General features: G+C 44.3%; 24 protein-coding genes. 13 read left to right on the top strand and 11 right to left on the bottom strand.

Translation table 11 applies throughout. The features are described 5' to 3' along the window. Positions 1 to 179 precede the first annotated feature (179 nt). The 3 genes from A3729_RS02510 (at position 180) to A3729_RS02500 (ending at position 4906) form a co-directional block, all read left to right on the top strand. Positions 180 to 2030 carry a DUF1302 domain-containing protein gene (locus A3729_RS02510; RefSeq protein ID WP_068515590.1) on the top strand — a complete coding sequence of 617 codons (1851 nt, stop codon included), beginning with the start codon at positions 180 to 182 and terminating at the stop codon, positions 2028 to 2030. 34 nt (positions 2031 to 2064) lie between these two features. Further along, on the top strand, positions 2065 to 3426 hold the full coding sequence (locus A3729_RS02505) for a DUF1329 domain-containing protein (protein WP_068515587.1): 1362 nt from the start codon (positions 2065 to 2067) through the stop codon (positions 3424 to 3426). A 271-nt stretch (positions 3427 to 3697) separates the two neighbouring features. Further along, complete coding sequence (locus A3729_RS02500; RefSeq protein ID WP_068515583.1) at positions 3698 to 4906, top strand: hypothetical protein; 1209 nt, start codon at positions 3698 to 3700, stop codon at positions 4904 to 4906. 82 nt (positions 4907 to 4988) lie between these two features. Here A3729_RS02500 and A3729_RS02495 read toward each other — a convergent pair whose 3' ends face one another. The 5 genes from A3729_RS02495 to coxB form a co-directional block, all read right to left on the bottom strand. After that, entirely contained in the window at positions 4989 to 5867 is an 879-nt protein-coding gene (locus tag A3729_RS02495) for a cytochrome c oxidase subunit 3 (protein ID WP_068515580.1), read from the bottom strand. A gap of 39 nt (positions 5868 to 5906) precedes the next feature. Next, positions 5907 to 6542, bottom strand: a complete 636-nt coding sequence (locus A3729_RS02490; protein ID WP_068515577.1) for a cytochrome c oxidase assembly protein — start codon at positions 6540 to 6542, stop codon at positions 5907 to 5909. A gap of 1 nt (position 6543) precedes the next feature. Then, entirely contained in the window at positions 6544 to 6675 is a 132-nt protein-coding gene (locus A3729_RS34220) for a hypothetical protein (protein WP_255374912.1), read from the bottom strand. A gap of 74 nt (positions 6676 to 6749) precedes the next feature. Beyond that, entirely contained in the window at positions 6750 to 8381 is a 1632-nt protein-coding gene (locus tag A3729_RS02485; RefSeq protein ID WP_068515574.1) for a cytochrome c oxidase subunit 1, read from the bottom strand. 13 nt (positions 8382 to 8394) lie between these two features. Beyond that, positions 8395 to 9516 (bottom strand): cytochrome c oxidase subunit II, encoded by a 1122-nt coding sequence (gene coxB, locus A3729_RS02480; RefSeq protein WP_082865175.1) that lies wholly within the window; start codon positions 9514 to 9516, stop codon positions 8395 to 8397. A 647-nt stretch (positions 9517 to 10163) separates the two neighbouring features. Here coxB and A3729_RS02475 point away from each other — a divergent pair. Continuing rightward, positions 10164 to 11549 (top strand): cbb3-type cytochrome c oxidase subunit I, encoded by a 1386-nt coding sequence (locus A3729_RS02475; RefSeq protein ID WP_068515568.1) that lies wholly within the window; start codon positions 10164 to 10166, stop codon positions 11547 to 11549. Between the two features lie 14 nt (positions 11550 to 11563). On the opposite strand, the gene A3729_RS02470 is transcribed toward A3729_RS02475, so the two are convergent. Genes A3729_RS02470 through A3729_RS02455 form a run of 4 tightly spaced genes read right to left on the bottom strand, consistent with a single transcriptional unit; the run spans position 11564 to position 14530 of the window. After that, positions 11564 to 11902, bottom strand: coding sequence for a hypothetical protein (locus A3729_RS02470; RefSeq protein WP_068515566.1), 339 nt, complete (start codon positions 11900 to 11902; stop codon positions 11564 to 11566). A gap of 22 nt (positions 11903 to 11924) precedes the next feature. Beyond that, complete coding sequence (locus A3729_RS02465; RefSeq protein WP_068515563.1) at positions 11925 to 12143, bottom strand: DUF2835 domain-containing protein; 219 nt, start codon at positions 12141 to 12143, stop codon at positions 11925 to 11927. 32 nt (positions 12144 to 12175) lie between these two features. Further along, positions 12176 to 12775: a lytic transglycosylase domain-containing protein gene (locus tag A3729_RS02460; RefSeq protein WP_197470029.1), complete on the bottom strand. Its 600-nt coding sequence runs from the start codon at positions 12773 to 12775 to the stop codon at positions 12176 to 12178. 18 nt (positions 12776 to 12793) lie between these two features. Further along, complete coding sequence (locus tag A3729_RS02455) at positions 12794 to 14530, bottom strand: proline--tRNA ligase (RefSeq protein ID WP_068515560.1); 1737 nt, start codon at positions 14528 to 14530, stop codon at positions 12794 to 12796. Positions 14531 to 14638: 108 nt separating this feature from the next. On the opposite strand from A3729_RS02455, the gene A3729_RS02450 reads away from it, so the two are divergent. Further along, positions 14639 to 15052, top strand: coding sequence for a PaaI family thioesterase (locus tag A3729_RS02450; protein WP_068515557.1), 414 nt, complete (start codon positions 14639 to 14641; stop codon positions 15050 to 15052). A gap of 174 nt (positions 15053 to 15226) precedes the next feature. On the opposite strand, the gene A3729_RS02445 is transcribed toward A3729_RS02450, so the two are convergent. Beyond that, positions 15227 to 15886, bottom strand: coding sequence for a TetR/AcrR family transcriptional regulator (locus A3729_RS02445; RefSeq protein ID WP_068515554.1), 660 nt, complete (start codon positions 15884 to 15886; stop codon positions 15227 to 15229). Between the two features lie 266 nt (positions 15887 to 16152). Between A3729_RS02445 and A3729_RS02440 the strand changes: the two genes are divergently transcribed. The 8 genes from A3729_RS02440 to A3729_RS02405 all read left to right on the top strand — a co-directional run bounded on the left by A3729_RS02440 (position 16153) and on the right by A3729_RS02405 (position 24561). Next, positions 16153 to 17616 (top strand): NAD(P)/FAD-dependent oxidoreductase, encoded by a 1464-nt coding sequence (locus A3729_RS02440; protein WP_068510427.1) that lies wholly within the window; start codon positions 16153 to 16155, stop codon positions 17614 to 17616. Positions 17617 to 17628: 12 nt separating this feature from the next. Beyond that, positions 17629 to 18447 carry an SDR family oxidoreductase gene (locus A3729_RS02435; RefSeq protein WP_068510424.1) on the top strand — a complete coding sequence of 273 codons (819 nt, stop codon included), beginning with the start codon at positions 17629 to 17631 and terminating at the stop codon, positions 18445 to 18447. 10 nt (positions 18448 to 18457) lie between these two features. Further along, a complete protein-coding gene (locus A3729_RS02430; RefSeq protein WP_068510422.1) occupies positions 18458 to 19399 on the top strand; it encodes an alpha/beta fold hydrolase in 942 nt (313 codons plus the stop codon). A gap of 52 nt (positions 19400 to 19451) precedes the next feature. Beyond that, complete coding sequence (locus A3729_RS02425) at positions 19452 to 20306, top strand: SDR family oxidoreductase (protein WP_068510415.1); 855 nt, start codon at positions 19452 to 19454, stop codon at positions 20304 to 20306. 376 nt (positions 20307 to 20682) lie between these two features. Next, positions 20683 to 21390, top strand: coding sequence for a hypothetical protein (locus A3729_RS02420; RefSeq protein ID WP_068510413.1), 708 nt, complete (start codon positions 20683 to 20685; stop codon positions 21388 to 21390). Between the two features lie 26 nt (positions 21391 to 21416). Continuing rightward, positions 21417 to 22811 carry an NAD(P)/FAD-dependent oxidoreductase gene (locus A3729_RS02415; protein ID WP_068510411.1) on the top strand — a complete coding sequence of 465 codons (1395 nt, stop codon included), beginning with the start codon at positions 21417 to 21419 and terminating at the stop codon, positions 22809 to 22811. Next, positions 22808 to 23887 carry a DUF2156 domain-containing protein gene (locus A3729_RS02410; protein ID WP_068510409.1) on the top strand — a complete coding sequence of 360 codons (1080 nt, stop codon included), beginning with the start codon at positions 22808 to 22810 and terminating at the stop codon, positions 23885 to 23887. The genes A3729_RS02415 and A3729_RS02410 overlap by 4 nt, the downstream gene beginning before the upstream one ends. A gap of 2 nt (positions 23888 to 23889) precedes the next feature. Continuing rightward, complete coding sequence (locus A3729_RS02405; RefSeq protein WP_068510408.1) at positions 23890 to 24561, top strand: class I SAM-dependent methyltransferase; 672 nt, start codon at positions 23890 to 23892, stop codon at positions 24559 to 24561. Positions 24562 to 24587: 26 nt separating this feature from the next. Here the strand turns inward: A3729_RS02405 and A3729_RS02400 are convergent. Then, the coding region (locus A3729_RS02400) for a M48 family metalloprotease (protein WP_156497587.1) at positions 24588 to 25104 on the bottom strand (517 nt) is incomplete at its 5' end.

Below are 25104 nucleotides of genomic sequence, written 5' to 3'. Positions count from 1 at the left end.
AATTATTCAGAGCGGCGGATCTAGAAAAACAACATGGCTAACAAGGTTCTGTTGGGGCTTAGCTTGTCATGTAGTACAACATCGATTTGATCTTAGGCTTTATTGGTTTCACCAAACAAGAAAAATCACTTGAACTGAGCCTAAAGATTAATAATCTCAAAGTAACGGAGTAGCGTTCGATGACGAAAAAAACACAGCGGTTGCATAAGTTTGCAAAGCTGCCTTTAGCAGCGGCAGTCGCGGCCACATTGTCAGCACCTGCTAGCGCCTTTCAATTTTATATGGGCGATATAGAAGCAAGTTTTGATACTAATATTAGTGCTGGCTCGAGTTGGAGAGTAGAAGGTAGAGACGACCGTCTGATCGGAACAGGTAATGGCGGGTCAGGTTTCTCAATCAATACTGATGACGGTAACCTTAATTTCGATAAGGGTGATGCCTATTCGCAGATCGTCAAGGGTACCAGTGACTTTTTAGCCACTTATGAAGACTGGGGTGTATTTGCTCGTGCAAAGTATTGGTATGACTTTGAGCTAAAAGATGGTGACAGGGATACCGACGTCAATGGTTATCAGCGTCAGTTGAGTAAGAATGGTAAAGCGAACGCGTCTGGCGGAGAAATTTTAGACGCGTATATCTGGCGAGATTTCTGGTTTGGTGATACACCTCTTAACCTTCGTCTAGGTAAGCAGGTAGTCAGCTGGGGTGAGAGTACCTTTATTTTTAACGGTATTAACGTTATTAACCCAGTAGATATTGGTGCAATTCGAGCGCCTGGCGCAGAAATCAAAGAAGCTTTGATTCCTGTAAACATGCTTTATGGTTCACTTGGCTTAACGGATGATATTACGATTGAAGCGTTTATTCAGCTAGAGTATGAGCCTTCGCGAATTGATGATTGCGGAACCTACTTCTCTACAAATGATTATGTAGCCGATGGTTGCGGCCCTGTTTGGGGTGCTAACTTCATGACTGAAGAGTGGAACCAGGGTGGACAAACCGGCTTGCAGAGAATGTATGATGACAAGCCCGATGATACTGATCAGTTTGGTATTGCTTTACGCTGGTTTGCTGCAGATTTGAATGAAACAGAGTTTGGTTTCTACTTCTTGCAATACCATAGTCGCTTACCAATTGTTGGTGGTAGAGTCGGTACCGACGTTGATAGCGACGGTGCGATAGATAGTGATGAACAGTTTTCGACTGCTGAGTATCAAATTCAGTACCCTGAACAGATTCAAATGGTAGGTCTCAGCTTTAACACGACTGGGCCTGGTGGTATTTCATTAGGTGGTGAGTATAGCTTCAAGCATGATATGCCTTTGCAGTTCAACTCTCCAGACTTAGTGCTTGCAACGAGAGGTAACGTTGTATCGCCTATCGTTACTAGTAGAGCAACTGACAGTAACGGCGATGGAACGATAACTTCGGATGAATTAGCGCCTTTATATGGAAGTGTCCAAGCGGGTTATGACGCTTATGATGTATCGCAGATTCAGATGACCGCCATTAAGTTTGTTGATCAAATTTGGGGTGCGAGCCGTCTAGCCTTTGTTGGTGAGGTGGGTGCTACATATGTTCATAACTTACCTGATACTGATGAAATCCGCTATGGTCGGACTGATCAGTTAGGTTATGGTCAACTGACTGACGATCTCGTGGGTGAGCTAACTTGTCAAGGCGTTCTGGCCAGCTCAAACCCAACCTATACAGGTCCATGCGATGATGAGGGTTATGTTACTGGCTTCTCTTGGGGTTACCGTATGAGAACCTCATTACAATATAACGATGTTTTTGCCGGTGTGAATATGACGCCACAGGTCGCTTGGAGCCATGATGTGAAAGGTTATGCGCCAGGTCCTGGTGCTAACTTTATCGAGGGGCGTAAATCTCTTGGCTTGTCAGTCAGAGCAGATTATTTAAACCAGTACAGTGCAACCTTGGCGTATACCAATTACTTCGGTGGAGGGGTTCATAACACAATCTCCGACCGAGATAGTCTTGCGCTTAGTGTTTCGTACTCATTCTAATAACCCATTGGCTTGGTTTAACGAGGTAGTCTAAATGAAAATGATAAAAACTTTGTGTGCCATTGGTGTTGTTGCTGCAAGCTTTAGTGCGGCAAATGTCATGGCAAAAGTATCACCAGAAGAAACGGCGAAATTAGGGAATGAATTAACGCCAATTGGTGCAGAAAAAGCAGGGAATGCAGATGGAACAATTCCTGAGTGGACGGGTGGTGTAGAAGCACCTGCTGATTATAAGGTGGGTGAACCTTATCCGGATCCTTTTGCTTCGGATCAGGTCTTGTTCACGATTACTAAAGACAATATGGCTCAGTATGCAGATAAGTTGTCTGATGGTCAGAAGAAGACCCTGGAGCGATACTCTACTTATAAAATGAAGGTGTATCCTACTCATCGTTCAGTTGGTTATATTGATAAATTCGGTGAGTATTTCAAGCATAATGCGACTAATGCTGAAATGGTTGATGACGGGAATGGCGTGCAAGGCTATAAAGGTGCAATTCCTTTCCCAATTCCAAAGAATGCTAAAGAAGTTGTTTGGAACCATATTATGCGTTCAAGAGGGGGAAGCTTTGTTCGTGACTACGTACAGGTTACACCTACTGAATCAGGAGACTTCTCACCAATTCGTTTCGTAGAACATTATTCTGAGCGATTGGAATTGACGGATGCTGCAAAGAATGGAGATAAAAACGTCTTTTGGTATTTTAAGCAGCGCGTAGCTTCACCGGCTCGTTTGGCGGGTAACGTTCTACTTATCCACGAAACAATTGACCAAGTTAAAGAACCACGTAGAGCGTGGGTATATAACGCTGGTCAGCGACGTGTTCGTCGAGCTCCTCAGGTTGCATATGATGGACCAGGAACCGCGGCGGATGGTTTGCGTACTACCGATAACTTCGATATGTACAATGGCGCGATGGATCGATATGACTGGGCTCTAGAAGGAAAGCAGGAGCTATACGTTCCTTATAATTCCTATGCGATGGATGATAAGAGTATCAAGTATGACGATATCATCAAAGCAGGTCACCTAGATCAAGAAGTGATGCGATACGAGCTGCACCGGGTGTGGAAAGTTACCGGTACCCTTAAAGCAGGGCAGCGTCATGTATATTCAAAGCGTACTTTCTATATTGATGAGGACTCTTGGGCAATCCTAGTTGCAGATCATTATGATGGTCGTGGAGAGCTATGGCGTTTTGGTGAGGCTCATAACAAGTTCTTTTATGATGTGAAAGCTCATATTACAACAGCAGAATCGTTGCACGACTTGTTGTCTGGTCGATATATTGTAGGTGGTTTAGCTAATGAGATTCCTATTCGCTATGACTACTCAAAGAGCTTTAAGAGTAAGGACTTCACGCCTGCGGCATTGCGTCGTTCAGGTAAGCGTTAAAGTTTAGCTAATTGATTGATTCAAAACCGACTACTAAGTAGTCGGTTTTTTTTTGTCAGAATTCTGAAGCTTTTCTTTGTAAAACCTGAAAAAGCTTCCTATATTTATGAAAGAAGATTACCCATAAAACCTAAATACTTATTAAACTTAAATGAGTTGAGCTGTATCTACCTGTTTCAAGGTGCGCCGAAAGGGATTTGACGTAAGGCGTGAATTGGAGCAGTAAGTTGTATTTTTTAGGTAACTAGTGCCTCGGATATAGGAGACAACCGTGTCAAAAAAGTATGGCGTCATTGTATACAATACATCAACTATCAGTGATTCAATTCGTTCCCTTCAGTTAGACTTCAAGTTAACGCATTGCCAGACCTATGAAAGCTTATTGACACACGCTGCATATAGCGATAATCAATTGCTTTTGATAGATGATATGCCCGGCAATAACTCCCATTTAGCTTTTTTAGACAAAATTAAGAGCGAATGCCCACTAGAACTTGAGTCTATGTCGGTTATTGTGCTTAGCCGCAATATGGAGCTTGATCAGCGACTTCTAGCGTGTGAGCTAGGTGCTGATGATTGTATGTCCACAGAGCTTAGTCATGATGACATGGTGACACGTATTCAGAGCACAATTTTCAATGCGATTGCTAACAAACAGCTTAAAGACCAACTTAGAGCCGCTTCAGATGTTGCAATGGCGGCTATGGCTAGCACCGGAGATCTGGGTGCCAATATCCAGTTTTTACTGGACAGCTATCAATGTCAGAACTTTGATCAGCTAGGTCAGTTATTGTTCCAAAGCCTTAATCACTATGGGATTAGTTGTAGCCTGCAAATGCGAGGTAAATACAAGGTTAAAAACATGGAAGCAAACGGCATGGAACGAACAATGGAGTCTCGCTTGTTAAGTGAGTTGAAAGATGCCGGTCGCTTTTATGATTTTGGCAACCGTACTGTGATCAATTACAACCGTGTGTCGATTCTCATTAAAAATATGCCACTTGATGATCCCGAGAAGTATGGTCAGATTAAAGATAATATTTTTGCGCTTCTACAAGGAACCGATGCAAAAATAGAGGCTTTGGATATGCAGGCCGATATTTATCTAGAGCATCAATCTCAAGAAACGCTGATACGGCGTATGGAGAGTGGTATAGAGAACCTAGGCTCTCAATATCGTGATATGACAGTCCAGATTGCTGGTGTTGTCAATCAGCTGGCTGACTCCTTCGAGCAATCGATGCAAACCTTGTTGCTCACTGATGAACAGGAAAAGATTCTCTTGGAGCGCTTGGAAACAGGAAAAAACAATGTCTACGATATCTTCGAGCACTTCTCTCATATGGATGATGACCTGTCTGCCATTCTTAAAATGTGCGCACCAGAGGAGGTCGCGGGGATCGAAGTGGGGAAGGCTTTGTGTGAAGAGGGGAATAAGGCTGGAAATGTTCGGCCCTTAAAGTCAGGGACAACGCCCTAGCTGGCTAGAAAAACTGAGCATCTATTTATTCAAGACATAAAAAAGCCAGCAACTAAGCTGGCATTTTTATGTCTTGATAGGCTTATAACCAATAAACAAAGAAGTAAAGGCCTAACCAGACGACATCAACGAAGTGCCAGTACCATGCAACGGCTTCAAATGCGAAGTGCTTATCTGAGCTGAAGTGCCCCTTCAAGCTTCTTACTAGAATAGCAATTAGCATGATAGTACCAATCGTCACGTGCATGCCATGAAAACCGGTTAACATGTAGAAGGTCGACCCGTAGATACCTGAATTAAGTGTCAGGTCTAAAGCATTGTAGGCATGGCTATATTCGTATGCCTGGAAACCAAAGAAAATCAAACCCAATAAAATTGTTGCTGCTAAACCGATGATAAGCTGGTTTTTCTTATTATGCTTTAAAGCATGATGTGCCCAGGTAAGTGTTACTCCGCTGGAAAGTAATATGACTGTATTATATAGCGGGATGCCACCAGCGCCCATAGCCTCTTTGGTTTGGATGTAAGACTCTCCTCCATCAGGAGTTGTAAGTAAGGGCCAGGACGCCTTAAAACCTTCCCATAGAAGGTTAGACGAGCCAAGGTGACCTTCACCGCTGAGCCAGGGGAGTGAGATTTCTCGAAGGTAAAATAAGGAGCCAAAAAGTGCTACAAAGAAAAATACTTCTGAGGTGATAAACCATATCATTCCTTGTCTAAAGGAAATATCTACCTGAGGGCTGTATTTACCACCCATGCTTTCGTCAATCACGTCACTAAACCAGCCATAGAAGAGATAGGCAACAATAGCTAGCCCCGTCCAAATCATATATGTACCCGCATCGACGTCATTAACCCAAAATGCGACACCGAGTACTGTAAAAAATATTCCCATTACAGCAATAATGGGCCATTGGCTGCCGTGGGGGACGTAATAACTGTCAGAACCTGCTGTGCTCATAATGTCCTCTTTATTTTAATTGTTTGTACCATTAGCTATTCAAATAGTTTGCTTGTCGCCAGCTTTATTCAAAGTCTTCTTTGAGTCGCTGACAGAGGGTAATGCGTCTTTATTAGTTTTCAGTGAGTCGTCTCTGTTTGTGTTCATAATGGTATAAGATAAAGTTACCGTTTGAATGTCTTCAGGTAGATTCGGGTCGAGAACAAACTGTAAACCCATGTCTTTTGATTCGCCTGCTTGAAGGGTTTGAGTCTCAAAGCAGAAACATTCCATTTTCTTTAAATGTTGGTTTGCTTGCCATGGTGTAACCCCAGGTATTGACTGGGTTTCAACTGGCTGCGAACTGTTGTTCTTAAAGAAATAGCTGGTACTGACTCGTTCGCCAAGCTTCACCTTCATGGTTTTCGCTTCAGGTTTGAATTCCCATGCCATATTGCCATTTATAGTCGAGTCGAATTGAACCGTTACGGTTCTTAAAGACTGACTAAGTTCTTCGCTACTTAGTTCAGAAATCTCAGAGCGCCCACTGTTACTATCGATGCTATTGATACCGGCGACATCGCATACGAGTTTGTATAACGGCACCATCGCAAAGGCAAAGCCAAACATAAGCACTGTTAACATTGCGAGCTTTAGTGCGGTTTTCTTGTTTTGTTTTACTGGTACTTCACTCATGTTATGCACCCACGGCTAAAGTTTGGCTGACGCCATAGGCGGCAATGCATAAGCTTGATATCGCAATGCCTCCAAGAATTAGCGCGGTGCGAATATTTGACTTCTTTAATGCTTGTTCGCTTTGTTGGTTCATAATCAAAACTCTTTTTGTTGTTAAGTATCTAGCCTTGGGCTCTTTGTTAAAGCACCCAAGGCCAGATTCTGGTTTTATTTGACCGTAGGAGGTGTTTCAAAGCTATGGAATGGTGGAGGAGATGGGAGCGTCCACTCCAGGCCAGGTGTACCGATCTGAGAACCTTCCCAAGGCTGAGCTGGAGCTTTCTCGCCACCACGTATAGTTTGAATAATGATGTAGACAAAGAGTAGGTGAGATAGGCCGAAGATAAAGGCACCAATGCTCGATATCTGGTTAAACTCAATAAACTGCACGCTGTAATCAACGATACGGCGTGGCATACCCGCTAAGCCCGAAAAGTGTTGAGGGAAGAACGTCAGGTTAAAGCCGATGGTTGTCCACCAGAAAAAGATTTTACCCAGCGTTTCGTTATACATATGGCCAGTCCACTTTGGCAGCCAATAGAATACACCTGCGTAGAGCCCGAATAGTGCGCCGGGTATTAATGCGTAGTGAAAATGTGCGACCACAAAGTAGGTGTCATGGTATTGCAAATCTGCAGGTACAACCGCCAGCATGACACCTGTAGTTCCTGCAAATGAGAACATCACAATGATGGCAATGGCGAAGAGCATGGGTGTTTCAAAGGTAATAGAGCCACGCCACATCGTTAAGATAAAGTTGAACAGCATTAGGCCAACGGGGATCGAGATTAAAATTGTACCAATCATAAAGTAGTTGGTCGCGAGGACAGACATGCCAATGGTGTATTGATGGTGAGCCCATACGACCATACCCAAGACCAGCAGAATACCCATAAACCAAACTAATGGGCGGTAGCCAAACAAAGGCTTACGGCAGAATGTTGGAACAATAACACCTAAAACTCCGATAGAAGGTAGTAATAGTACATATACTTCCGGGTGACCAAAGAACCAGAATAAATGCTGGAATAACACAGGGTCGCCGCCGCCAGCAGCGTCGAAGAAACTGGTACCGAAGTGACGGTCAAACAAAAGCATGGTTACGCCGCCAGCAAGTGCTGGCATGATCATAATCAATAGAATTGCTGTAAATAGCCATGCCCAGACAAACAAGGGTAGTTTCATCATATCAAGGCCGGGAGCGCGCATATTCAATACCGTTGTAACGATATTGATGGCAGCGAGTATCGATGATATGCCTAATACATGAAGAGTAAAGATCAGCAGATCCATCCCCATTCCCGCTTGAACAGATAAGGGAGGGTACAAGGTCCAGCCTGTATTGACGGGGGCGCCGCCACCGAAAAACGGTACGATGACTGACAAAATAAGCAGGGCAGCCCCGGCGGGTAATAGCCAGAAACTCAAGTTATTTAAGCGTGGCAATGCCATATCTGGCGCACCGATTTGAAGTGGGATCATCCAATTCGCCATACCAGCTGCGGCAGGCATGACAACACCAAAGACCATAATCAAGGCATGTGTAGTGACCATGTTATTGAAAAGGTCAGGCTCCAAAAACTGCAAGCCAGGAAAGTACAACTCTGCTCTAATGAGCATTGCCATACCACCACCCAAAAATAACATAATGAGAGAAAACACCAGGTACATGGTACCAATATCTTTATGGTTAGTGCTGAATAACCAGCGGCCTATACCCTTCGGTGGCTCATTGTGGTGATCATGATCGGCGCTTGAAACGTCCTGATTTTGTTCATCAATTGTAATAGTAGAACTCATTGATTATCTCCTCCTAGCGCGCCGCTTTGACATCAGCTGGTTGCACAACATCACCTGTGTTATTACCCCAGGCATTTCTTTCGTAGGTTACGATTGCTGCCACTTCCAGGTCATTCAACTGAGCGCCCCAAGCAGCCATGGCTGTACCCGATACACCCTTGATTACGACTTCAAGATGTTTAGCGGGGTCGCCTTTGGCAATTTCGCTACCAGCCAGCGCTGGAAATGCGGGGGGAACACCAGAGCCATCGACTTGGTGGCAGGCTCCGCAGTTGGTGTTGTAGAGGGACTCGCCCCGAGCCATTAATTCTTGCATTGGCCAGACAGTGTCTGAAGAAGCTTCCTTCTCTTTCGCTATCTTGATTTCCTTTTGCTTTGTCATCCATGAATCAAACTCGCTACCGGCAATCGCTTCAACTTGAATGGGCATGAAAGCGTGCCCCGTACCACAGTTTTCGGCACATTGGCCGTGATACGTGCCAGCCTTCTCGATAATAGTCCAGGTTTCGTTGATATAGCCGGGAATGGAGTCTTTCTTAACCGCAATTGCCGGAACCCACCAAGCGTGAAGAACATCGGTTGCGGTATGAAGGAAACGAATTCGTCGGTCAGTAGGTAGGTAGAGAGGGTTATCCACCATTCTTAAATAGCGATCACCAGCTTGTTCCTCAGGCAGTAGGTTACTGACGATCTTAATATCGTCTTCCATGTACTCGTATGTCCACTTCCATTGGGAACCTGTCACTTTAATTGTCAGGTCTGCTGGGGTCTTATCTTCAATTAAGTCAAAGGTAGAGCTTGCGCTGCCAGCAATACTTAAATCAATAGCGAGTACAATAATCGGCACCAGAATCCAGGACCATGTGCCAAACTTGCTGTTATGAAATTCTTGGTCGGCTTCGTAATTTTTCGACTTTCTGAATTTGAATATGGAGTAAAAGATGACGACGGTGACGAGGATCATAATGATCAGTGCGATGTAGGCCGTCATCATATGGAGGTCAAATACTTCCCGTGTTACAGGAGAGACTGGCTCAGGAAGGTTAAGAGCGTATTCAGAAAATACATTCCTGGAGGCAAGCAAAAGACTTGGCATGGCAATAAGCATGCTGAGCTTGCGTAAACGATTTGGCATCCGTTGATCCTCATCAAAGGCATACCAGATTCTGAGTCGAAGTGAATTTGCCGAACTTTATTCGTTAAGGGGCATAATCACGTCTTTAACCGTTGTGTGGCAAATCAAGATGTCAAAAATATCTAGTTATTATTTTCAATCTGGCCTGTTCTATTTATGTAATGCGGAACATTTTTAGAGGCCGACAACATTGCTACTACTTAAAAAATAAAACGATAACCTAGTTACTTAAAGTATCTGAAACCAATAAGGTTATTCCAGAATTTGGCTATGGTTTGTTTTAATGATGAAATCGAGAAGCAGGGTTTATAGCAATCTGCTTAGTCAGAAGCAGCTCTATAAGAAGCACGGCTTACGTTTCATCCCCTTTATTATATTTGTTAGTGATTCTTTCTAAGTCGTGTAACACTTTTATGCTTGTTTAAGCATAGTAGGAAACTTTTATTTTGTACTAATTATTTAGTCTCCATGGCTGCACATTATTTACTGTTCTTAGTGAGAGATGCAAGCCTAATCTTTGAACAGTGAATAAAATGCGACTTATGCCATTAAATAACTGGATTCGGTGTGATAACGGCCTTTTTTACACTGACCCCAATTATTTGATAGGATCCTGAGCGACACAATAAATATAATAATGAGGGATTATGACGGCATTAAACACTTCTATGGTAATGCAACTTTCTCTAGTTGCTGCCGCTCAGAAAACGATTGTTAAAAAATGGCTCGGGCTGGCTGTCGCTTCTTTGCTAGGCGCAGGGGTATTTTCTTTGCTGCTTGTTTTGTCTCGAACGCCAGGCGTACAAGACTTTATTCCCTGGGTGGACTTTTTCCATGTTGCACTGGTTGTGCACGTTGACCTTTCTGTATTGATTTGGTTTCTATCAATGGCGGGAGTTTTCTGGACTAGCAGCAACCCGGCTAGTGGTGGCTTGTTGGATCAGTGGGCGTGGAACTTTGCTGCGCTTGGTGCCTTGATTATGGTCGCTTGTCCATTTTTTGGAGTAGGGGAGCCTTTGATGAATAACTATGTTCCTGTGCTTCAACACCCAGCATTCTACCTGGCTTTATGTGTTTTTGGTTTTGGCATTCTGCTGTTATTAGTAGCTCGCTTATTGACTATACCTCAAGGCTTTAATAGTGGTGAGTCGGTACTGAGCTGGGCATCGTATTTAGCCGCTATTCCTGCTCTATTAAGTATTATTGCGTTAGTGGCTAGTTATCTGGGCATATCAGTTGAATATAGTGGTGAATATTATTTCGAATTACTGTTCTGGGGTGGTGGGCACACTTTACAGTTCACGCATACCTTGCTTTTACTTGTTGCCTGGTTATGGCTTGCAAGTGCATGTGGTGCTCGTTTTAGCTATAAGCCTGGGCTACTTTTGGCTTTGTCAGCATTGGTTATATTGCCTGTACTTATGGTGCCTTGGCTGTATGCTTCAAGCGAAATTGATTCGCTAGGGCATCGTTTAGGTTTTACTAAATTAATGCAATACGGTGGCTTGGCAAGTATGCCGCTTGGCATTATCGCAGTTTATCAACTGTTTCTGTTGATTAAACGAGGCAGGATTGAGGCATCTTCAAAGCCATTAAAGTCAGCAATGATAGCTTCGTTTATTTTGTTTTCGGCAGGCGGCATCATTGGCTTTTTGATCGAAGGTGTGAATGTAGTTATACCTGCGCATTACCATGGTTCGATTGTCGGAGTAACGCTTTCCTTTATGGGTATTGCTTATCTGCTCATGCCTAAGCTGGGTTTAGGTACCCCAGATACTCGCCTAGCGGCAATTCAACCTTATGTTTATGGTGGTGGCCAGTTGATGCATATATTGGGTCTCGCGTGGTCAGGTGGTTATGGTGTGCAACGTAAGACTGCAGGAGCAGCTCAAGGTTTAGATCGTTTACCTGAAATTATAGGGATGGGAATGATGGGCTTGGGTGGTTTGATCTCTACCATCGGAGGCTTGCTGTTTTTGATCGTGATTATCAAGGCATGGCGGCGACGAACAGAGTTTGAACCTGGTAGCTAGCCGCCTATAGCCGTTTACAAAAACTCTTTGAAGCGACGAGATATAATGCTCATCACGATAGCGGCCAGGCGCGCATAGATATCGCTGAGATAAGCTTTGTTGGGCAGTTCATCTTCAAGTGTTTTTTGGACTGTTTCAAATTTTGAATAACCTTCTTTGGGTTTCTCCAAAGACTTCATTACTTTAGCCATGACTTGAGGAGATTGCTCAGAACCCATATCTTTCATAATTTCATGAGCATGAAACTCAAGTTCTTCAAGTGACATGGCCTTCAAGTGAGAAACCAGTTCAGCTTCTTTTAGCGAAATGACCTGATGCGTTTGTAGCGTGGCTTTCGTGGTGTTGTGTGTCATATCGCGTTGTCTCAAGTAGGGTCTAAAGTTTAATGATAGATTGGAACTTTCCGGCGTCATTGATAGAAATAACAAAGCTCCCTTCAATGCCGTGGTGTGTCACATATTTACTCAGGATAGCGGCCGGAAACTGAATGGATCGGCCATCTCTGCTGATTGCATAGACGATATTGGCTTCACCCCTATAGATTCGCAGCCATTCCTCTTTATCAATGGAAAGGTCGACGATAATTTCTTGCATAGTTTGAACTCTATTTCTTTCTTTATGCTGGCTTATACATGTTTTACGAACCAGTAGTCCTGCCAAAAACGTAAGACCTTTGAAGGGTACTTAGTTTTACCTAAACTGCCATTGTATCGCGCAAGGGCTCTGATCAGGTTGCCTTTCTCTTTATTCAGGTAATGCTTCAGGATTGTACAGCCATACCGGAGGTTGGTTGAAACGGTCGTGAGGTTGTCGTCCGGGCGACCAATCTCATTCTTCCAAAAAGGCATAACTTGCATGAGTCCTTGTGCACCCACTCTGGAGATAGCAAAGCGCTTAAATGCGCTTTCAACATGGATCACTGATAGTACTAACTCGGGTTCCAGGCCCGCTCGTTTCGCTTCAGAGTGAACGCGCTTTAACAGCGACAAACGTTCCTCTGGGTCTTTGATGTAGCGCTTAAGTCGGCTGGACATATCGACCAGCCAAACTTCAGCATCAAAGCGGTCAACAAAACTACTGGACTCATTGACCGTTTGCATAAGGAGCTTACGCAGCTCATCATCTGGAGCCTGGCGTAAGCTGGCCTGTTCAGCGCTAACTGAAGACGCGAAAGACAGAGAAATAACCAGCACGAATAAGAGCTGATAAAGACCTTGTGGAGTCATCGCTCTCATCGACAAACCCTAAGCAATAGTGAAGCCAAGCTTATCTGCTAGTAAGGCCATGATGTCATCGATAGCAACATCCTGCTTATCGCTGTCATTTCTGCCTTTGTATTCTAGTGTGCCAGCCTTGATGCCTCGGTCACTAATAACAACTCGGTGAGGAATACCAATCAGCTCAATGTCAGCAAACTTGGAACCTGGACGCTCATTTCGGTCATCCATGAGTACATCAACACCTAGGTCAACAAGCTGCTGATAGATCTCTTCAGTCTTATTGGCAACAGGCTCAGACTTATGACCATTGAGTGGGATGAGCGCGATTTGGAAAGGCGCTATCGATTCAGGCCAGATAATGCCATTGTCATCGTTATTTTGTTCAATAGCTGCCGCTACAATACGCGATACACCGATGCCGTAACAGCCCATCTCCATAATGGTGGCTTTGCCATTTTCGTTTAATACCGAGGCATTCATTGCGGAACTGTATTTGTTGCCCAACTTAAAGATATGACCGACTTCGATACCGCGTTTGATTTCGAGTGTACCTTTGCCGTCAGGGCTGGTATCACCTTCAAGAACGTTACGCAGGTCAACGACTTCACCTAGTTCAAGATCTCTTTGCCAATTGACGTCTGTTAAATGAACGCCATCTTTATTCGCGCCACAAGTGAAGTCTGAACACAGTGCAGCGGTGCGATCGACAAATACAGTGATGTCTTTTAGTCCGACCGGGCCAATGGAACCTATATTCGCTCCCGTTGCGGCTTTCACCTGTTCTTCATTTGCGAACACTAAGGGAGAGGCGACGCCTTCAAGTTTTTCAGCTTTGATTTCGTTCAAACTGTGGTCGCCCCTTAATACCAGCGCTACCAAGGGTGCATTGCCGTCTTCATCTTCTTCGCCAAGAACCAGTAAGGTTTTGATAACCGAGCTAGCGGGAACAGATAAGAAAGAAGTGACCTCTTCAATGGTTTTCTGTTCAGGCGTAGCGACTTCTTCCATGGCTTTGCTTGGTGCTGCTAGCTCACCTTCAGGTGCGAGGGCTTCAGCCAGCTCAATATTGGCTGCATAGTTACTTTCTGTGCTGAAAGCGATATCGTCTTCACCTGAATCGGCCAGCACATGGAATTCATGTGAAGCATTGCCGCCGATGCTGCCTGAGTCAGCCTGCACAGCGCGGAAGTCTAGACCAAGACGCGTAAATATATTGGTGTAGGTGTCGTACATGAGTTCATAGGTCTCGTCCAGAGAATCCTGAGTCGCATGGAAAGAGTAGGCATCTTTCATTAAAAACTCACGGGCACGCATCACACCAAAGCGCGGGCGGCGCTCGTCTCTAAATTTTGTCTGGATCTGATAAAAGTTTGCCGGTAATTGCTTATAGCTGCTCAGTTCATTGCGAGCCAGGTCGGTGATCACTTCTTCATGCGTAGGGCCGAGGCAAAAGTCTCGTTGGTGACGATCTTTGATACGCAATAACTCACCGCCATATTGCTGCCAGCGACCAGACTCTTCCCAAAGTTCTGCAGGCTGAACAACAGGCATAGAAAGTTCTTGTCCGCCAGCCTTATCCATTTCCTCACGAACAATCGCTTCTACTTTACGTAGCACTCTTAAACCCATGGGCATCCAGTTGTATAAACCTGATGCGAGTTTACGAATCAAGCCTGCACGAAGCATTAGCTGATGGCTGATGACTTCAGCGTCAGCTGGAGTTTCTTTTTGAGTAGCGATTAAAAAACGACTTGCGCGCATGAGGCAATGATTTCCTTTGAGTGTAAAAATATAATGGCGTATTTTAAATAGCTAAGTGCTGATCGTATAGTCCTGAATCAAATAATTAATACAATCTTGGAGTAGAACATGACATTACAGGCCGCAGATGTGCAAGCCCGCATAAGAGAGTGGGTGCCAATGGCTGAGGATATCGACTTGAAAATCGAGGAGATCAAGCCCGGCTACGCGCGGATTCGAATTCCTTTTCAAGATAAATGTATTCGGCCGGGTGGCACGGTATCGGGCCCGGTTATGATGACCGCAGGTGATACGGCGATGTATGCTGCGATACTTGGAAGCCTGGGCGAGGTCGCGATGGCGGTAACCAGTAACCTGAATATTAATTTTCTTCAGCGGCCTGAACAGCGCGACTTGATCGCAGAAGGAAAGATATTGAAGTTGGGTAAGCGTATAGCATTTTGTGAAGTTTCGATCCGAAGCGAAGGGGCTGAGGATGTTGTGGCGCATGTGACCGGCAGCTATTCTTTGCCTCCGGTGTGATGAATAATACAAACTTGTAGACAGAGCCTTCCATGGCTCGCTAGCGGGTTAACGCGGGGCAGGTTCCAGTGAGGAGTGACACCCTCTATCTACGGAAATGATTATTTATTCGAAAATTACAATGGGCAGGCTCTGCCAGCAGGTTTTTGTTGCCGTCTTTTTTGTGTGAGAGCGCTACGCTTCAATCAACTTAATGATTCCTAAAAATAACTTACTGGTGGCGGCAACTAGCTCTTTTCGTTCCGTTTTATAATCACTCACTAACCAGTTTGTCGCTGCCTGGCGCATTGCTCCTACTAAGGATATAGCCATGATGTCCTGTTGGGCACGATCAATCGTCATATCGGGAAAAGCCTTATTTGCCATTACTCTTAAAATTTCTGCAAAGCCATTGATGTAATGATAGTAAAGCGTATTAACTTCTGGGCTAATGCCTTCTAATTCGACCATGCATATTCGAGCGATATTAGGGTCTTCAAGAATTTCAAAGTACTTATCTAAACCCGCAATAATGGCAGCCTTTGGGTCAGAGTCTTGATAGCCCACAACGATGGCTTGAACAATTTCTTTACTGAGCAGGGTCATACAGTCTTCATAGACCGCCAGTAATAAATTTTCTAGACCTGAATAGGATTCGTAAAAATAGCGATCAGTTAACTTGGCTTCTTTGCATAAGCTCCTGACAGTTGAATTTCTAAAGCCGCAACATCCAAATAGTCTTAAGCCCGCATCTAAAAATTGTTGTTTTCTAAGTTTTTTCCGCTCAGCTAAAGATACCCCGCCATAGGTCCGTTCGGTCTTTTTATTTTCTTTAGAAGGTTCAGCAGAGGGCATTGGCGTTTTATTTCGTCCTGATTGAAGTGATTTTTAGTCCGGGTTGAGCCGTCTATTCTGCCGTGATTTGAAGTCGGATGTAAAGCGTGACCGTCAGTCAAAAAATATTTGACTACACCTGTAGTCAGAATATATGATGTTTTGAAGTTGCTTGTCGTCACAATTTATATCTCGTTAATCTTCGACTATGATGATGGCAAGCGCTAGACAATAAACATAAAAATTCAGTGAGCAAGGCAAGGTCTTGTGAGCGACTGGAGTGCTAAATGAAACAAGATTACCAAGTCATTATTATCGGTAGCGGATTCGGCGGACAGCTGGCAGCCATGAACCTAATCAAACGTGGCATTCAGGATTTTCTGATTCTGGAGCGGCGCGAATTTGTCGGTGGTACCTGGAGCCAAAATACCTACCCAGGCGCAGCCGTCGATGTTCCTTCTCCTTTGTATTCGATATCTTCAGAGCCTTACAATTGGTCGCAAATGTTCGCTGAACAAGACGAGCTAAGAGAGTACACCGAGCACATCATTTCCAAGCACGCTTTGGATAAGAAAATTGCGGCAGGCTCCAATGTGTCGAAGATTGAATGGCAGGAAGCAGAGCAGCGCTGGCAAATTGATATTGAAGGCAAAGATGCTTATCACGCTCAATTTGTTATTAATGCTTCAGGGCCACTTAGTACACCAGTGATTCCAGATTTTCCTGGAAAAGATACATTTAAGGGTAAGTCCTTTCACAGTAATAACTGGGATCATAACTATGACCATAAAGGCAAGCGAGTTGCAGTGATAGGTAGTGGTGCCAGTGCCGCACAAATAATCCCTGCGATCGCTCCGGAAGTTGAACACCTTGATGTGCTTCAACGTACCCCTCATTGGGTAATGCCTCGAAATGATTATAAATTTAAAGGCTGGCAACGTAAGTTGCTTAGTAAGAGTTGGGCCTACTTTGCTTTACGTTTCTTGATCTACTGGTGGTATGAATTCCGTGTTATTGGCTTTAAATATTCAGATTTGGCATTGAAGGTCTTGGCGAAGAACAAAGCTGAAAAGCATATTCGCAAACAGATCAAAGACCCGGACTTACAACGAAAAGTGACTCCCGACTTCACCATAGGCTGTAAGCGGGTAATTTTATCAGACACGCTTTACCCAGCTTATTGTCGAGATAATGTCACCTTATTCGATAAGAATAATGGCATAAAAGAAATCACCGAGAAGGGTATTGTGACTCAGGACGGTGTCGAGCACGAGCTGGATTTGATTGTCTACTCAACCGGTTATGATGCTACTGATGGCGTGATCTCATATCCGGTGGTGGGTAAAGGCGGTAAGACCTTAGCTCAGGCATGGAGTGACTTCCCCAGAGCTTATTTAGGGACGAGTGCGCCAGGCTTTCCAAATTTGTTTATTGTCACAGGGCCTAATACAGGCATTGGTCATACCTCCGCTTTGTTTATTATTGAGTCGCAAATGAAATACATCATGAACAGTATTTCGGCGCTTAAACAAAGTGGCAAAAAAGTGATCGAAGTCAATGTAGATGCTGAGGAGAAATATACCGATTTAATTCATCACGAGATGGCCAAAACGGTTTGGCAGCGTGGCGGTTGTAACTCTTGGTATAAGAGCAAGAGCGGAAAAGTGATTGCCATGTTCCCGGGGTTTAGTTTTACCTTCAGACGCTGGGCTAAGAAATTTAAACGCCAAGATCACTCTTTTAACTCTTAAGTAGTAAAAACGATGAAAAAAATAACAAGTTTTAAAGACAGGGTAGTGGTGATAACAGGGGCTGCCTCGGGTATGGGGCGCGCCTATGCGCTGGCTTTTGCTAAGCAAGGTAGTCATCTGGCTTTGTGTGACTATGACGAGGAAGGCTTAGGCGAGACGATCTCGTTGCTACCAGAATCACAAAAAGTCTTTGCACAGGCCTTTGATATCTCAGATGAGCAGGCAGTGTTTGAGTTCGCCGATCAGGTTAAACAACACTTGGGTCAAGCATTTATGCTTGTCAATAATGCGGGGGTTGAAGGCAGTGGTGAGCCGGTTTGGGCGACAGAGCAATCATATTTTAAGCGGGTGATGGATGTTAATTACTATGGTGTGATTCATGGTACTCGCGCATTTCTATCTGACATGCTGGCTAATAACCAAGGCGTGATTGTGAATGTCTCAAGTATCTTTGGCCTGACGGGAACACCCAATCATGCTGATTATTGTGGTAGTAAATTTGCCGTACGAGGTTTTACCGAAGCTTTAATGGTCGAATTATCGGCCAGTGATATTCAGGTACACCTTCTACATCCAGGGGGGATTCGAACCAATATCGTAAGGCATGAACATGCCCGAGACTTTTCTCAGAACTTTCTGACTACTGAACCAGAGGATATTGCCGAACATTTAATTAAGTCAGTTAAGAAAAATAAGCCTCGTATTGTCTATGGAAATAATGCTATTAAAGTGTGGTTGGCTTCCAAACTGTTGCCTTTACCGCTTGTTTGCGCGATGGTTTGGTCAGAAATGAAGAAGGTTATCGACCTTCGAGCGTATAAATACAAATAAGGATATTGAAATGTTGAAAAAAAGTTTACTGGCTTTAGCTGCCATTTTGTTAGTTTTTGTGGGTGCCACGTTCATCGCTCCGGCTCCAATGGGTAAAGCGGTCTATGAATGGGCTGCTCCCTTCGAGGCTGGTTTATATGGCTTGGAAAAGGCTCAGGTAAATATTGGCGAGATGGATATTTATCTCTACCAAAATGAAATAAAACCTGAGCGTCCTACTATCGTTATGTTGCATGGCTATAGTGCCGATAAAGATGTCTGGCCACGTTTTGCTCAGTTTTTTAGCGAGCACTATAACGTGCTAATTCCTGATATGGCTGGTCATGGTGAAACGGGCTTCCATAAAGATTGGGATTACGGTGGACCTGCTCAGGTTGAACGTATCATCGCTTTGCTTGATAAATTAGCGCTCGATAAAGTTCATGTTATTGGCAATTCAATGGGCGGATTTATCGCAGGCCACTTTGCTCGTATGTATCCTCAGCGAACACTGAGCTCGACCTTAGTTGATCCGGCAGGTGTTGAGTCACCCATCAAGAGTGATATGGAGAAGATGCTAGCAGCAGGGCGCAATCCTTTCGAAATACACAGTCGTGAAGAGTTTGATACCTTTTACGGGATGACCATGGCCAAAGCACCTTACATTCCAAGTTTTATTCTTGAGGCTGTTTCAGAAAAGTACCAAGCGCGCCGAGAAGAGTTAATCGAGATCTTCCAGGACTTCCATGGCAAGCATATGTTGCAGCCGGTATTAAATGAAATTCAAGCGCCTGTGCTATTGCTATGGGGTGATCAGGACCAGCTCCTACATGTCAGCGCCGTTGATGTATGGAAGGCTGGCATTAAGAATATATCTATAAAAATTTGGCCGGGTATTGGACATATGCCTATGGTTGAGATTCCGGCTGAAAGTGCTGAGGTTTACCAGGCGTTTTTAGATAAAAATAGCTAATTTAAACGTGCCAGGCTCGACTTTGTCGGCCTGCTTACCTAGAGGAAAAATAATGAAAAACTTAAACGGTAAAGTAGCCGCGGTGACAGGTGCTGGGTCGGGCATTGGTCAAGCACTGGCGGTTAACTTGGCGCAGGAAGGTTGTGCTCTGGCCATCTCTGATGTGAATGAGAAAGGTCTGAAAGAAACGCAGAACTTACTTAAAGGCTTCAATGTGAAAGTCACAAGCCATGCTCTCGATGTAGCTGATAAAGAGGCTGTCTATGCCTGGGCCGATAAGGTGGTCGAAGACCATGGCAAAGTAAATTTGATCTTCAATAATGCCGGAGTGGCTTTGTCAGGCACGGTGGATTCGCTCTCGATTGAAGACTACGAATGGATTATGAATATCAATTTCTGGGGTGTTGTTTATGGCACCAAAGCCTTTCTGCCTCACCTTGAAGCATCGGGCGAAGGTCATGTGGTAAATATTTCCAGTATATTTGGCTTAACTTCACAGCCGTTAATGAGTGGTTATAACGCGAGTAAGTTCGCTGTTCGAGGGTTTACCGAGTCTCTTCGTCAGGACTTGGAAATTACCGGTTCAAAGGTCAGCACTACTTGTATTCATCCTGGTGGTATAAAAACAAATATTGCTCAGTCAGCGCGAGTTGATAAAAGCTCAATGAAAGTGACTGGGGCAACTAAGGAAAGTACCTTAAAAGAGTTTGAAAAAATGTTTGTTCATACGCCTGATAGTGCAGCAAAGACTATTCTTAAGGGTGTTAAGCGCAATGATAGGCGTGTGCTGATTGGTGCTGATGCGAAGGCGTTTGATGGCGTAGTGCGTCTTTTCCCAACGGGTTATCAATGGCTGTTCACAAAAGCAATCAAGTGGCGCAGTAAGGCTGCTAAGAAGTTTGCATAATTAGGTGTGTTGATTGCTGGCAGAGAACTCTACTCATAGGTGTATATCAAACTCAAACTGTGAGTTGCGTGCCAGCGATGAAGGTAGGTCACAGCCTACAAGCCGAAAGTTCCTTTTGTATACATTGAACTTATCGGCTTCCTCCTTGTCTGACTCAAAACCCTGCTAATAAATGATAATTAGAAACAGTCCATATTATTGAAAATTTAACTATACACTGTAAAGTTGTTGTGGTTTTATAGCTACCTAATTTACGAGGTAAGCCGTAAAAGTTATGAGCTTTTCCTCGGGGAAAAATATATTGCGTAAAATATAGTCGTGTGAATATATAGTTCGCACAACTGAAATAAGAGCAAAAGAATAAACGGGTGAAATCATGAATTTTATCTTCCTAGGCTTAATAAGCATCTTATATTCGAGTGCCTTATTGGCTACAGAAAACTCAGCTGAAACATCTACCAAAAGTCCTCAATGGCTTACTGATTGGCAGCAGGAAAGGTCGGAAGGTGGAATTGGTTCTGAGTGCCGAAAGCATGTCAGCAAAATTATGCAGTGTCGTTTTAAGGTGGTTGTCGATGAATCTCACGAGGCACTTACAGCCGTCATTCAAGATGTTGAAGGCTTCAAAGAGTGGGCGATCAGTGTATTGATTTCTGAGCGAGTAATGTATGAAGAATCTGATCCCGATACTTATGTTTATACAACCTATAACTTTACCGGTGCCTACAATAGAGACGCTCTAAGCCGGTATTCTATGGTGACGGATATTGAGGGACGCAGAAACCGTATTAACTTTATCACCGTAGATAAGCCTTATGAACCACGAGACTTACGTTTAGTTCGTTTCCCTTTAATGGCGGGCTACTGGCAGTTTACAAGCCTGGGTAATGGTCAGACAGAAATAGAACATCAAAGTTTTACTCAGCCAGGTGGCTTAGTACAGAGCACCTTGTATCACTTGTTTAATGTTGCTTATCTTGATTCTTCATTCGACACAATTCGAGCATTGCTGGCACAAGCTAAGAGGCCTAAGTACCAAGACGCACTGGAGTCAGGCTTATCCATTCTTGCCAAAAACAAATAACTAAGCCTAATACGAAGGATTGACGGATGGCGTCACAGCGAGCAAATAAAGGGACTGCGCTGGTTATTGGTGGAAGCATCTCAGGCATGTTATCGGCAAAAGTTCTTTCAGAGCACTTTGACTTGGTGGTGATTCTAGAAAAAGATGCTGCACCGGACGAGCTCTCTTCAACGTCGGGAGAGTTATTTCGAAAGGGGCTTCCGCAAGCCGCGCATCAACACCTTTTATTACTTAAAGGTCGCCAATTATTCGAAGAGTTTTTTCCTGGCTTTGATGCAGAGCTTGAGCGTTATGGGGCTCCCTTAGTTAACTACTCTGAAGATGTTTCTTTGTTTATAGGCGAAGGTAAATTACCGCGTTTTGAGTCTGGCTTGGATTTGAGGGTATGTCGTCGCCCTTTAATTGACAGAGTGGTGACTGAGCGGATAGAGAGTATTGAAAACATTGAGCGTCGTTACGCTTGCCAAGTGAGTGGCTTCATACTGAATAATGATAACTCGCGAGTGACAGGGCTCCGATATCAACAAGGGAGTATAAGTGCTGAAAAAACATTGCGAGCAGACTTGGTTGTTGATTGCTCGGGCCGAGGTAGCCGGACGCGAACTTGGCTCAAGAAAGAGGGCTTGTCAGAGGTAAGCGGGACGCATGTTAACCCCAAGCTAGGGTATGCCAGTCAGTTATTCGAGGTTCGACCAGGGCAGCAGGTTAAACCTATTGAGGTTGCCCCTCATGCGCCAACAAGTCCTCGTGCTGCAGGCTTGTGGCCCGTCGAGAATAATAAGTGGCTGCTCACTCTAATCGGTATGAATGCTGTGTATCCAGGTAATGACCTTAATGGGTTTACTCAATTTGCTGCTGAATTGCCAACCAAATATATTCATCGTGCCTTGAGTGATATGTCGCCGGCCTCTGGTATTACACATTTTCGAGGAACTGAAAATGTATGGCATCGCTATGATCAAATGAAAGATCATCCTTCGGGCCTGCTTGTAATGGGGGATGCGATGTGTGCATTCAACCCGCTATATGGACAAGGTCTTACACTAATTGCAATGGCTGCGAAGTCTTTAGCGTTGCGTTTAGAGCAGGGGGCGCGCTCGGGTTTCTCTAATACGTGGGCACGTAGAACCTATCGACGTTTCAATCGATTCTTTTTTACTGCGTGGATGATAGCTATCAGTGAAGATATGCGCTGGCCTGAGACAGAAGGGCGTAATATTCCTTGGTATTTAAACGTATCTTATCGCTATATGGATAGATTGCTCGCGGCCTGTATACATTCAAAACCTTTAGCACATTGCTGCTTATCGATTGCCAATATGGTGAGCTCACCGCTTAGCCTGCTTCGGCCTGACGTGATGTTAAAAGCCTTTTGGTTTGGCAGAAAGAAACAGGTAACGTTGAGAGAGGAATGCTCATGACGACTTGTCTTGATTTGACAGCTGAAAGGTCATTGGCTGCATCTGCCACTAAGGTAGGCTCTGCAGAGCGGGTTTTACTTCCATTCAAAGAAGACAGCTTGTCAACAGAAGATAAACAAAGCTTACTTCAACGTTATGGCTGCCAGTCCAGCTCTTATTTTAACTTGCAAGCCGGTGTACAACATTTTGGTTCTGCACATCGGGGCTATGTTTCCTATTTTCGTCAGCGTTTCCTTGGTTCTGAATTCAATATTGCGTTTACCCGCCCGGTGTGTGCTGATGAGGACTTTCACCCCTTATTAGATGCGTTAGAAGCGTCAACGAAGCGACCAAGTATTTTCATGGCAGTTGATGCTGATTGTGCGAGTGCTTTGATAGATCGGGGTTATCGATGTAACGATATGGGGGTTGAGTATTCGCTCTCACTCAACAGTTTTGATGTCAAAGGGAAAGAGAAAAAGTATCTGCGCTGGGCATCTAACTTTGGACGTAGGGGCTTTGTTGTTAAAGAACAGGCTTGGTCTGAGGTGAATGAAGATAGAGTTCGGGATATTTCCGAGCGCTGGCGACAAACCAAGGCGGTGACTAAGCGTGAACTTAGGCTCATTACTCGGCCGCCAGAGTATAGAGATGCTTGGGGAGTCAGGAAGTTTTTCTGTTACCTAAAAGGAGAGCTCGTTGGATATGTGTTTTTTGATCCCTATTTTCAGGATGATAAGATCATAGGTTATACAGCTAATATCATTCGCGCTTGCCCTGGGATAAAACCGAATGGCTTTCTAGATTATACAATCCTTGAAGCAATGAAGGTTTTTCAGAAAGAAGGTGTTGCTCGTTTGTCACTGGGCTTAGCACCCTTGCACGAGCTTCAGAGCTTTCCACATGAGATTGCTTCATTACGCTACTTGCAACAATTAATGTATCGCTATGGAAGTTTTCTATATGCGTTTCAAGCACTTGCTTACCATAAAACTCGATATCGAGCACAGAGTGAACACTGGTTCCAATGTATTCCTCCGGGGATCTCGTTGCCTAAAGCAACCATTGCTACCTTAAAAGCAATACAGGTTTTTTAGTGATGTCTGAAGATAATTCTTTTGTGAGAGGTCGTTATGACAGAACGGCTAGGTTCTACGAAAAGGCCGCGCATTTATATAGTGGTGGTAAGATCATTGCGAGTAAGCGTTGGCAGCTGCGTGACATAAAGCCCGGTGATAAATTACTGTTTGTGGGGGCGGGAAGCGGTGAAGATGTGGTACTTGCTGCGCAAAAAGGTGCCGAGATTACTGTCGTTGAACTTTCACCTAAAATGCTAAAGCGTATTGAATGTAAGCTAGAGAGATTAAGCTTGAACGATCGCGTCGTGCTTGTCCTGGGTGATGCATTTAAGCACCTTAAGGACAGCTATTATGACTATGTGGTAGCGAATTACTTTTTGAATGTCTTCGCTCACCCATTGATGATCGAAATGCTAAATCATCTAAGCTTGCAGCTTAAACCGGGTGGCAGCCTAATGGTTGCGGACTTTGCTCCGATCAGTGGAAACCTAGTGCAAAGACTATGTCAGCGGCTTTACTATTACTCAGCACTATTCGCATTTCATTTAATAGCGAAAAACCCGGTTCACAAAATCTACGACTATACACTTTATGCGAAACAAGCAAACTTGAGCGTTAAGCGCTACCAAATGTTTAAGGTGCTCCCGGGTCAGTCTGATTGGTATCGGTCTTTAGAGCTAGTTCGAAAATAAAGCTTTCGAACTAGCTACTTCAGGACCTAAGCACTATAACGCTGTCGAAGCGCTTCGATACGTTTGTCTAGAGGAGGGTGACTCATAAACAAACCGCCTAATGAATTCTTCAGTTCGCCACTAATACCAAAAGCGACCATTTCAGAAGGCATTTCACTTGGTTTATCGTATTCAGCCTGCAGGCGTGCAAGTGCGCTGACCATCGCAGCGGGGTTAACTAGCTCCGCTCCCGCTATATCTGCTCGATATTCTCTACGGCGGCTAAACCAGAAAACAATCGTGCTAGCGAGCACTCCTAATATCATCTCTGCGACGAAGGTGGCGATAAAAAAGCCCATGCCGTGACCGCTTTCATTTTTGAATACTGCTCTATCAACAAAGCTACCGATAATTCGCGCAAAGAACATAACGAATGCGTTTACGACTCCTTGGATAAGGGTGAGGGTAATCATATCACCATTTGCGACGTGCCCGATTTCATGCCCAAGTACAGCCTTAACTTCCTCACGGCTCATTTTATTGAGTAAGCCTGTGCTTACGGCG

It is taken from the genome of Oleiphilus sp. HI0043 (assembly GCF_001634935.1).
The sequence above is the reverse complement of the archived record's forward strand: the minus strand, read 5'-3'. Positions and strand labels throughout refer to the sequence as shown.

Excerpts from the sequence above, each read along its gene's own strand:
- A3729_RS02505 (WP_068515587.1), top strand. The coding sequence starts at position 2,065 with ATGAAAATGATAAAAACTTTGTGTGCCATTGGTGTTGTTGCTGCAAGC.
- A3729_RS02495 (WP_068515580.1), bottom strand. The coding sequence starts at position 5,867 with ATGAGCACAGCAGGTTCTGACAGTTATTACGTCCCCCACGGCAGCCAA.
- A3729_RS02470 (WP_068515566.1), bottom strand. The coding sequence starts at position 11,902 with ATGACACACAACACCACGAAAGCCACGCTACAAACGCATCAGGTCATT.
- A3729_RS02510 (WP_068515590.1), top strand. The coding sequence starts at position 180 with ATGACGAAAAAAACACAGCGGTTGCATAAGTTTGCAAAGCTGCCTTTA.
- A3729_RS02460 (WP_197470029.1), bottom strand. The coding sequence starts at position 12,775 with ATGACTCCACAAGGTCTTTATCAGCTCTTATTCGTGCTGGTTATTTCT.
- A3729_RS02420 (WP_068510413.1), top strand. The coding sequence starts at position 20,683 with ATGAATTTTATCTTCCTAGGCTTAATAAGCATCTTATATTCGAGTGCC.
- A3729_RS02410 (WP_068510409.1), top strand. The coding sequence starts at position 22,808 with ATGACGACTTGTCTTGATTTGACAGCTGAAAGGTCATTGGCTGCATCT.
- A3729_RS02425 (WP_068510415.1), top strand. The coding sequence starts at position 19,452 with ATGAAAAACTTAAACGGTAAAGTAGCCGCGGTGACAGGTGCTGGGTCG.
- A3729_RS02435 (WP_068510424.1), top strand. The coding sequence starts at position 17,629 with ATGAAAAAAATAACAAGTTTTAAAGACAGGGTAGTGGTGATAACAGGG.
- A3729_RS02405 (WP_068510408.1), top strand. The coding sequence starts at position 23,890 with ATGTCTGAAGATAATTCTTTTGTGAGAGGTCGTTATGACAGAACGGCT.
- A3729_RS02490 (WP_068515577.1), bottom strand. The coding sequence starts at position 6,542 with ATGAGTGAAGTACCAGTAAAACAAAACAAGAAAACCGCACTAAAGCTC.
- A3729_RS02440 (WP_068510427.1), top strand. The coding sequence starts at position 16,153 with ATGAAACAAGATTACCAAGTCATTATTATCGGTAGCGGATTCGGCGGA.
- A3729_RS02450 (WP_068515557.1), top strand. The coding sequence starts at position 14,639 with ATGACATTACAGGCCGCAGATGTGCAAGCCCGCATAAGAGAGTGGGTG.
- A3729_RS02475 (WP_068515568.1), top strand. The coding sequence starts at position 10,164 with ATGACGGCATTAAACACTTCTATGGTAATGCAACTTTCTCTAGTTGCT.
- coxB (WP_082865175.1), bottom strand. The coding sequence starts at position 9,516 with ATGCCAAATCGTTTACGCAAGCTCAGCATGCTTATTGCCATGCCAAGT.
- A3729_RS02455 (WP_068515560.1), bottom strand. The coding sequence starts at position 14,530 with ATGCGCGCAAGTCGTTTTTTAATCGCTACTCAAAAAGAAACTCCAGCT.
- A3729_RS34220 (WP_255374912.1), bottom strand. The coding sequence starts at position 6,675 with ATGAACCAACAAAGCGAACAAGCATTAAAGAAGTCAAATATTCGCACC.
- A3729_RS02430 (WP_068510422.1), top strand. The coding sequence starts at position 18,458 with ATGTTGAAAAAAAGTTTACTGGCTTTAGCTGCCATTTTGTTAGTTTTT.
- A3729_RS02445 (WP_068515554.1), bottom strand. The coding sequence starts at position 15,886 with ATGCCCTCTGCTGAACCTTCTAAAGAAAATAAAAAGACCGAACGGACC.
- A3729_RS02415 (WP_068510411.1), top strand. The coding sequence starts at position 21,417 with ATGGCGTCACAGCGAGCAAATAAAGGGACTGCGCTGGTTATTGGTGGA.
- A3729_RS02465 (WP_068515563.1), bottom strand. The coding sequence starts at position 12,143 with ATGCAAGAAATTATCGTCGACCTTTCCATTGATAAAGAGGAATGGCTG.
- A3729_RS02485 (WP_068515574.1), bottom strand. The coding sequence starts at position 8,381 with ATGAGTTCTACTATTACAATTGATGAACAAAATCAGGACGTTTCAAGC.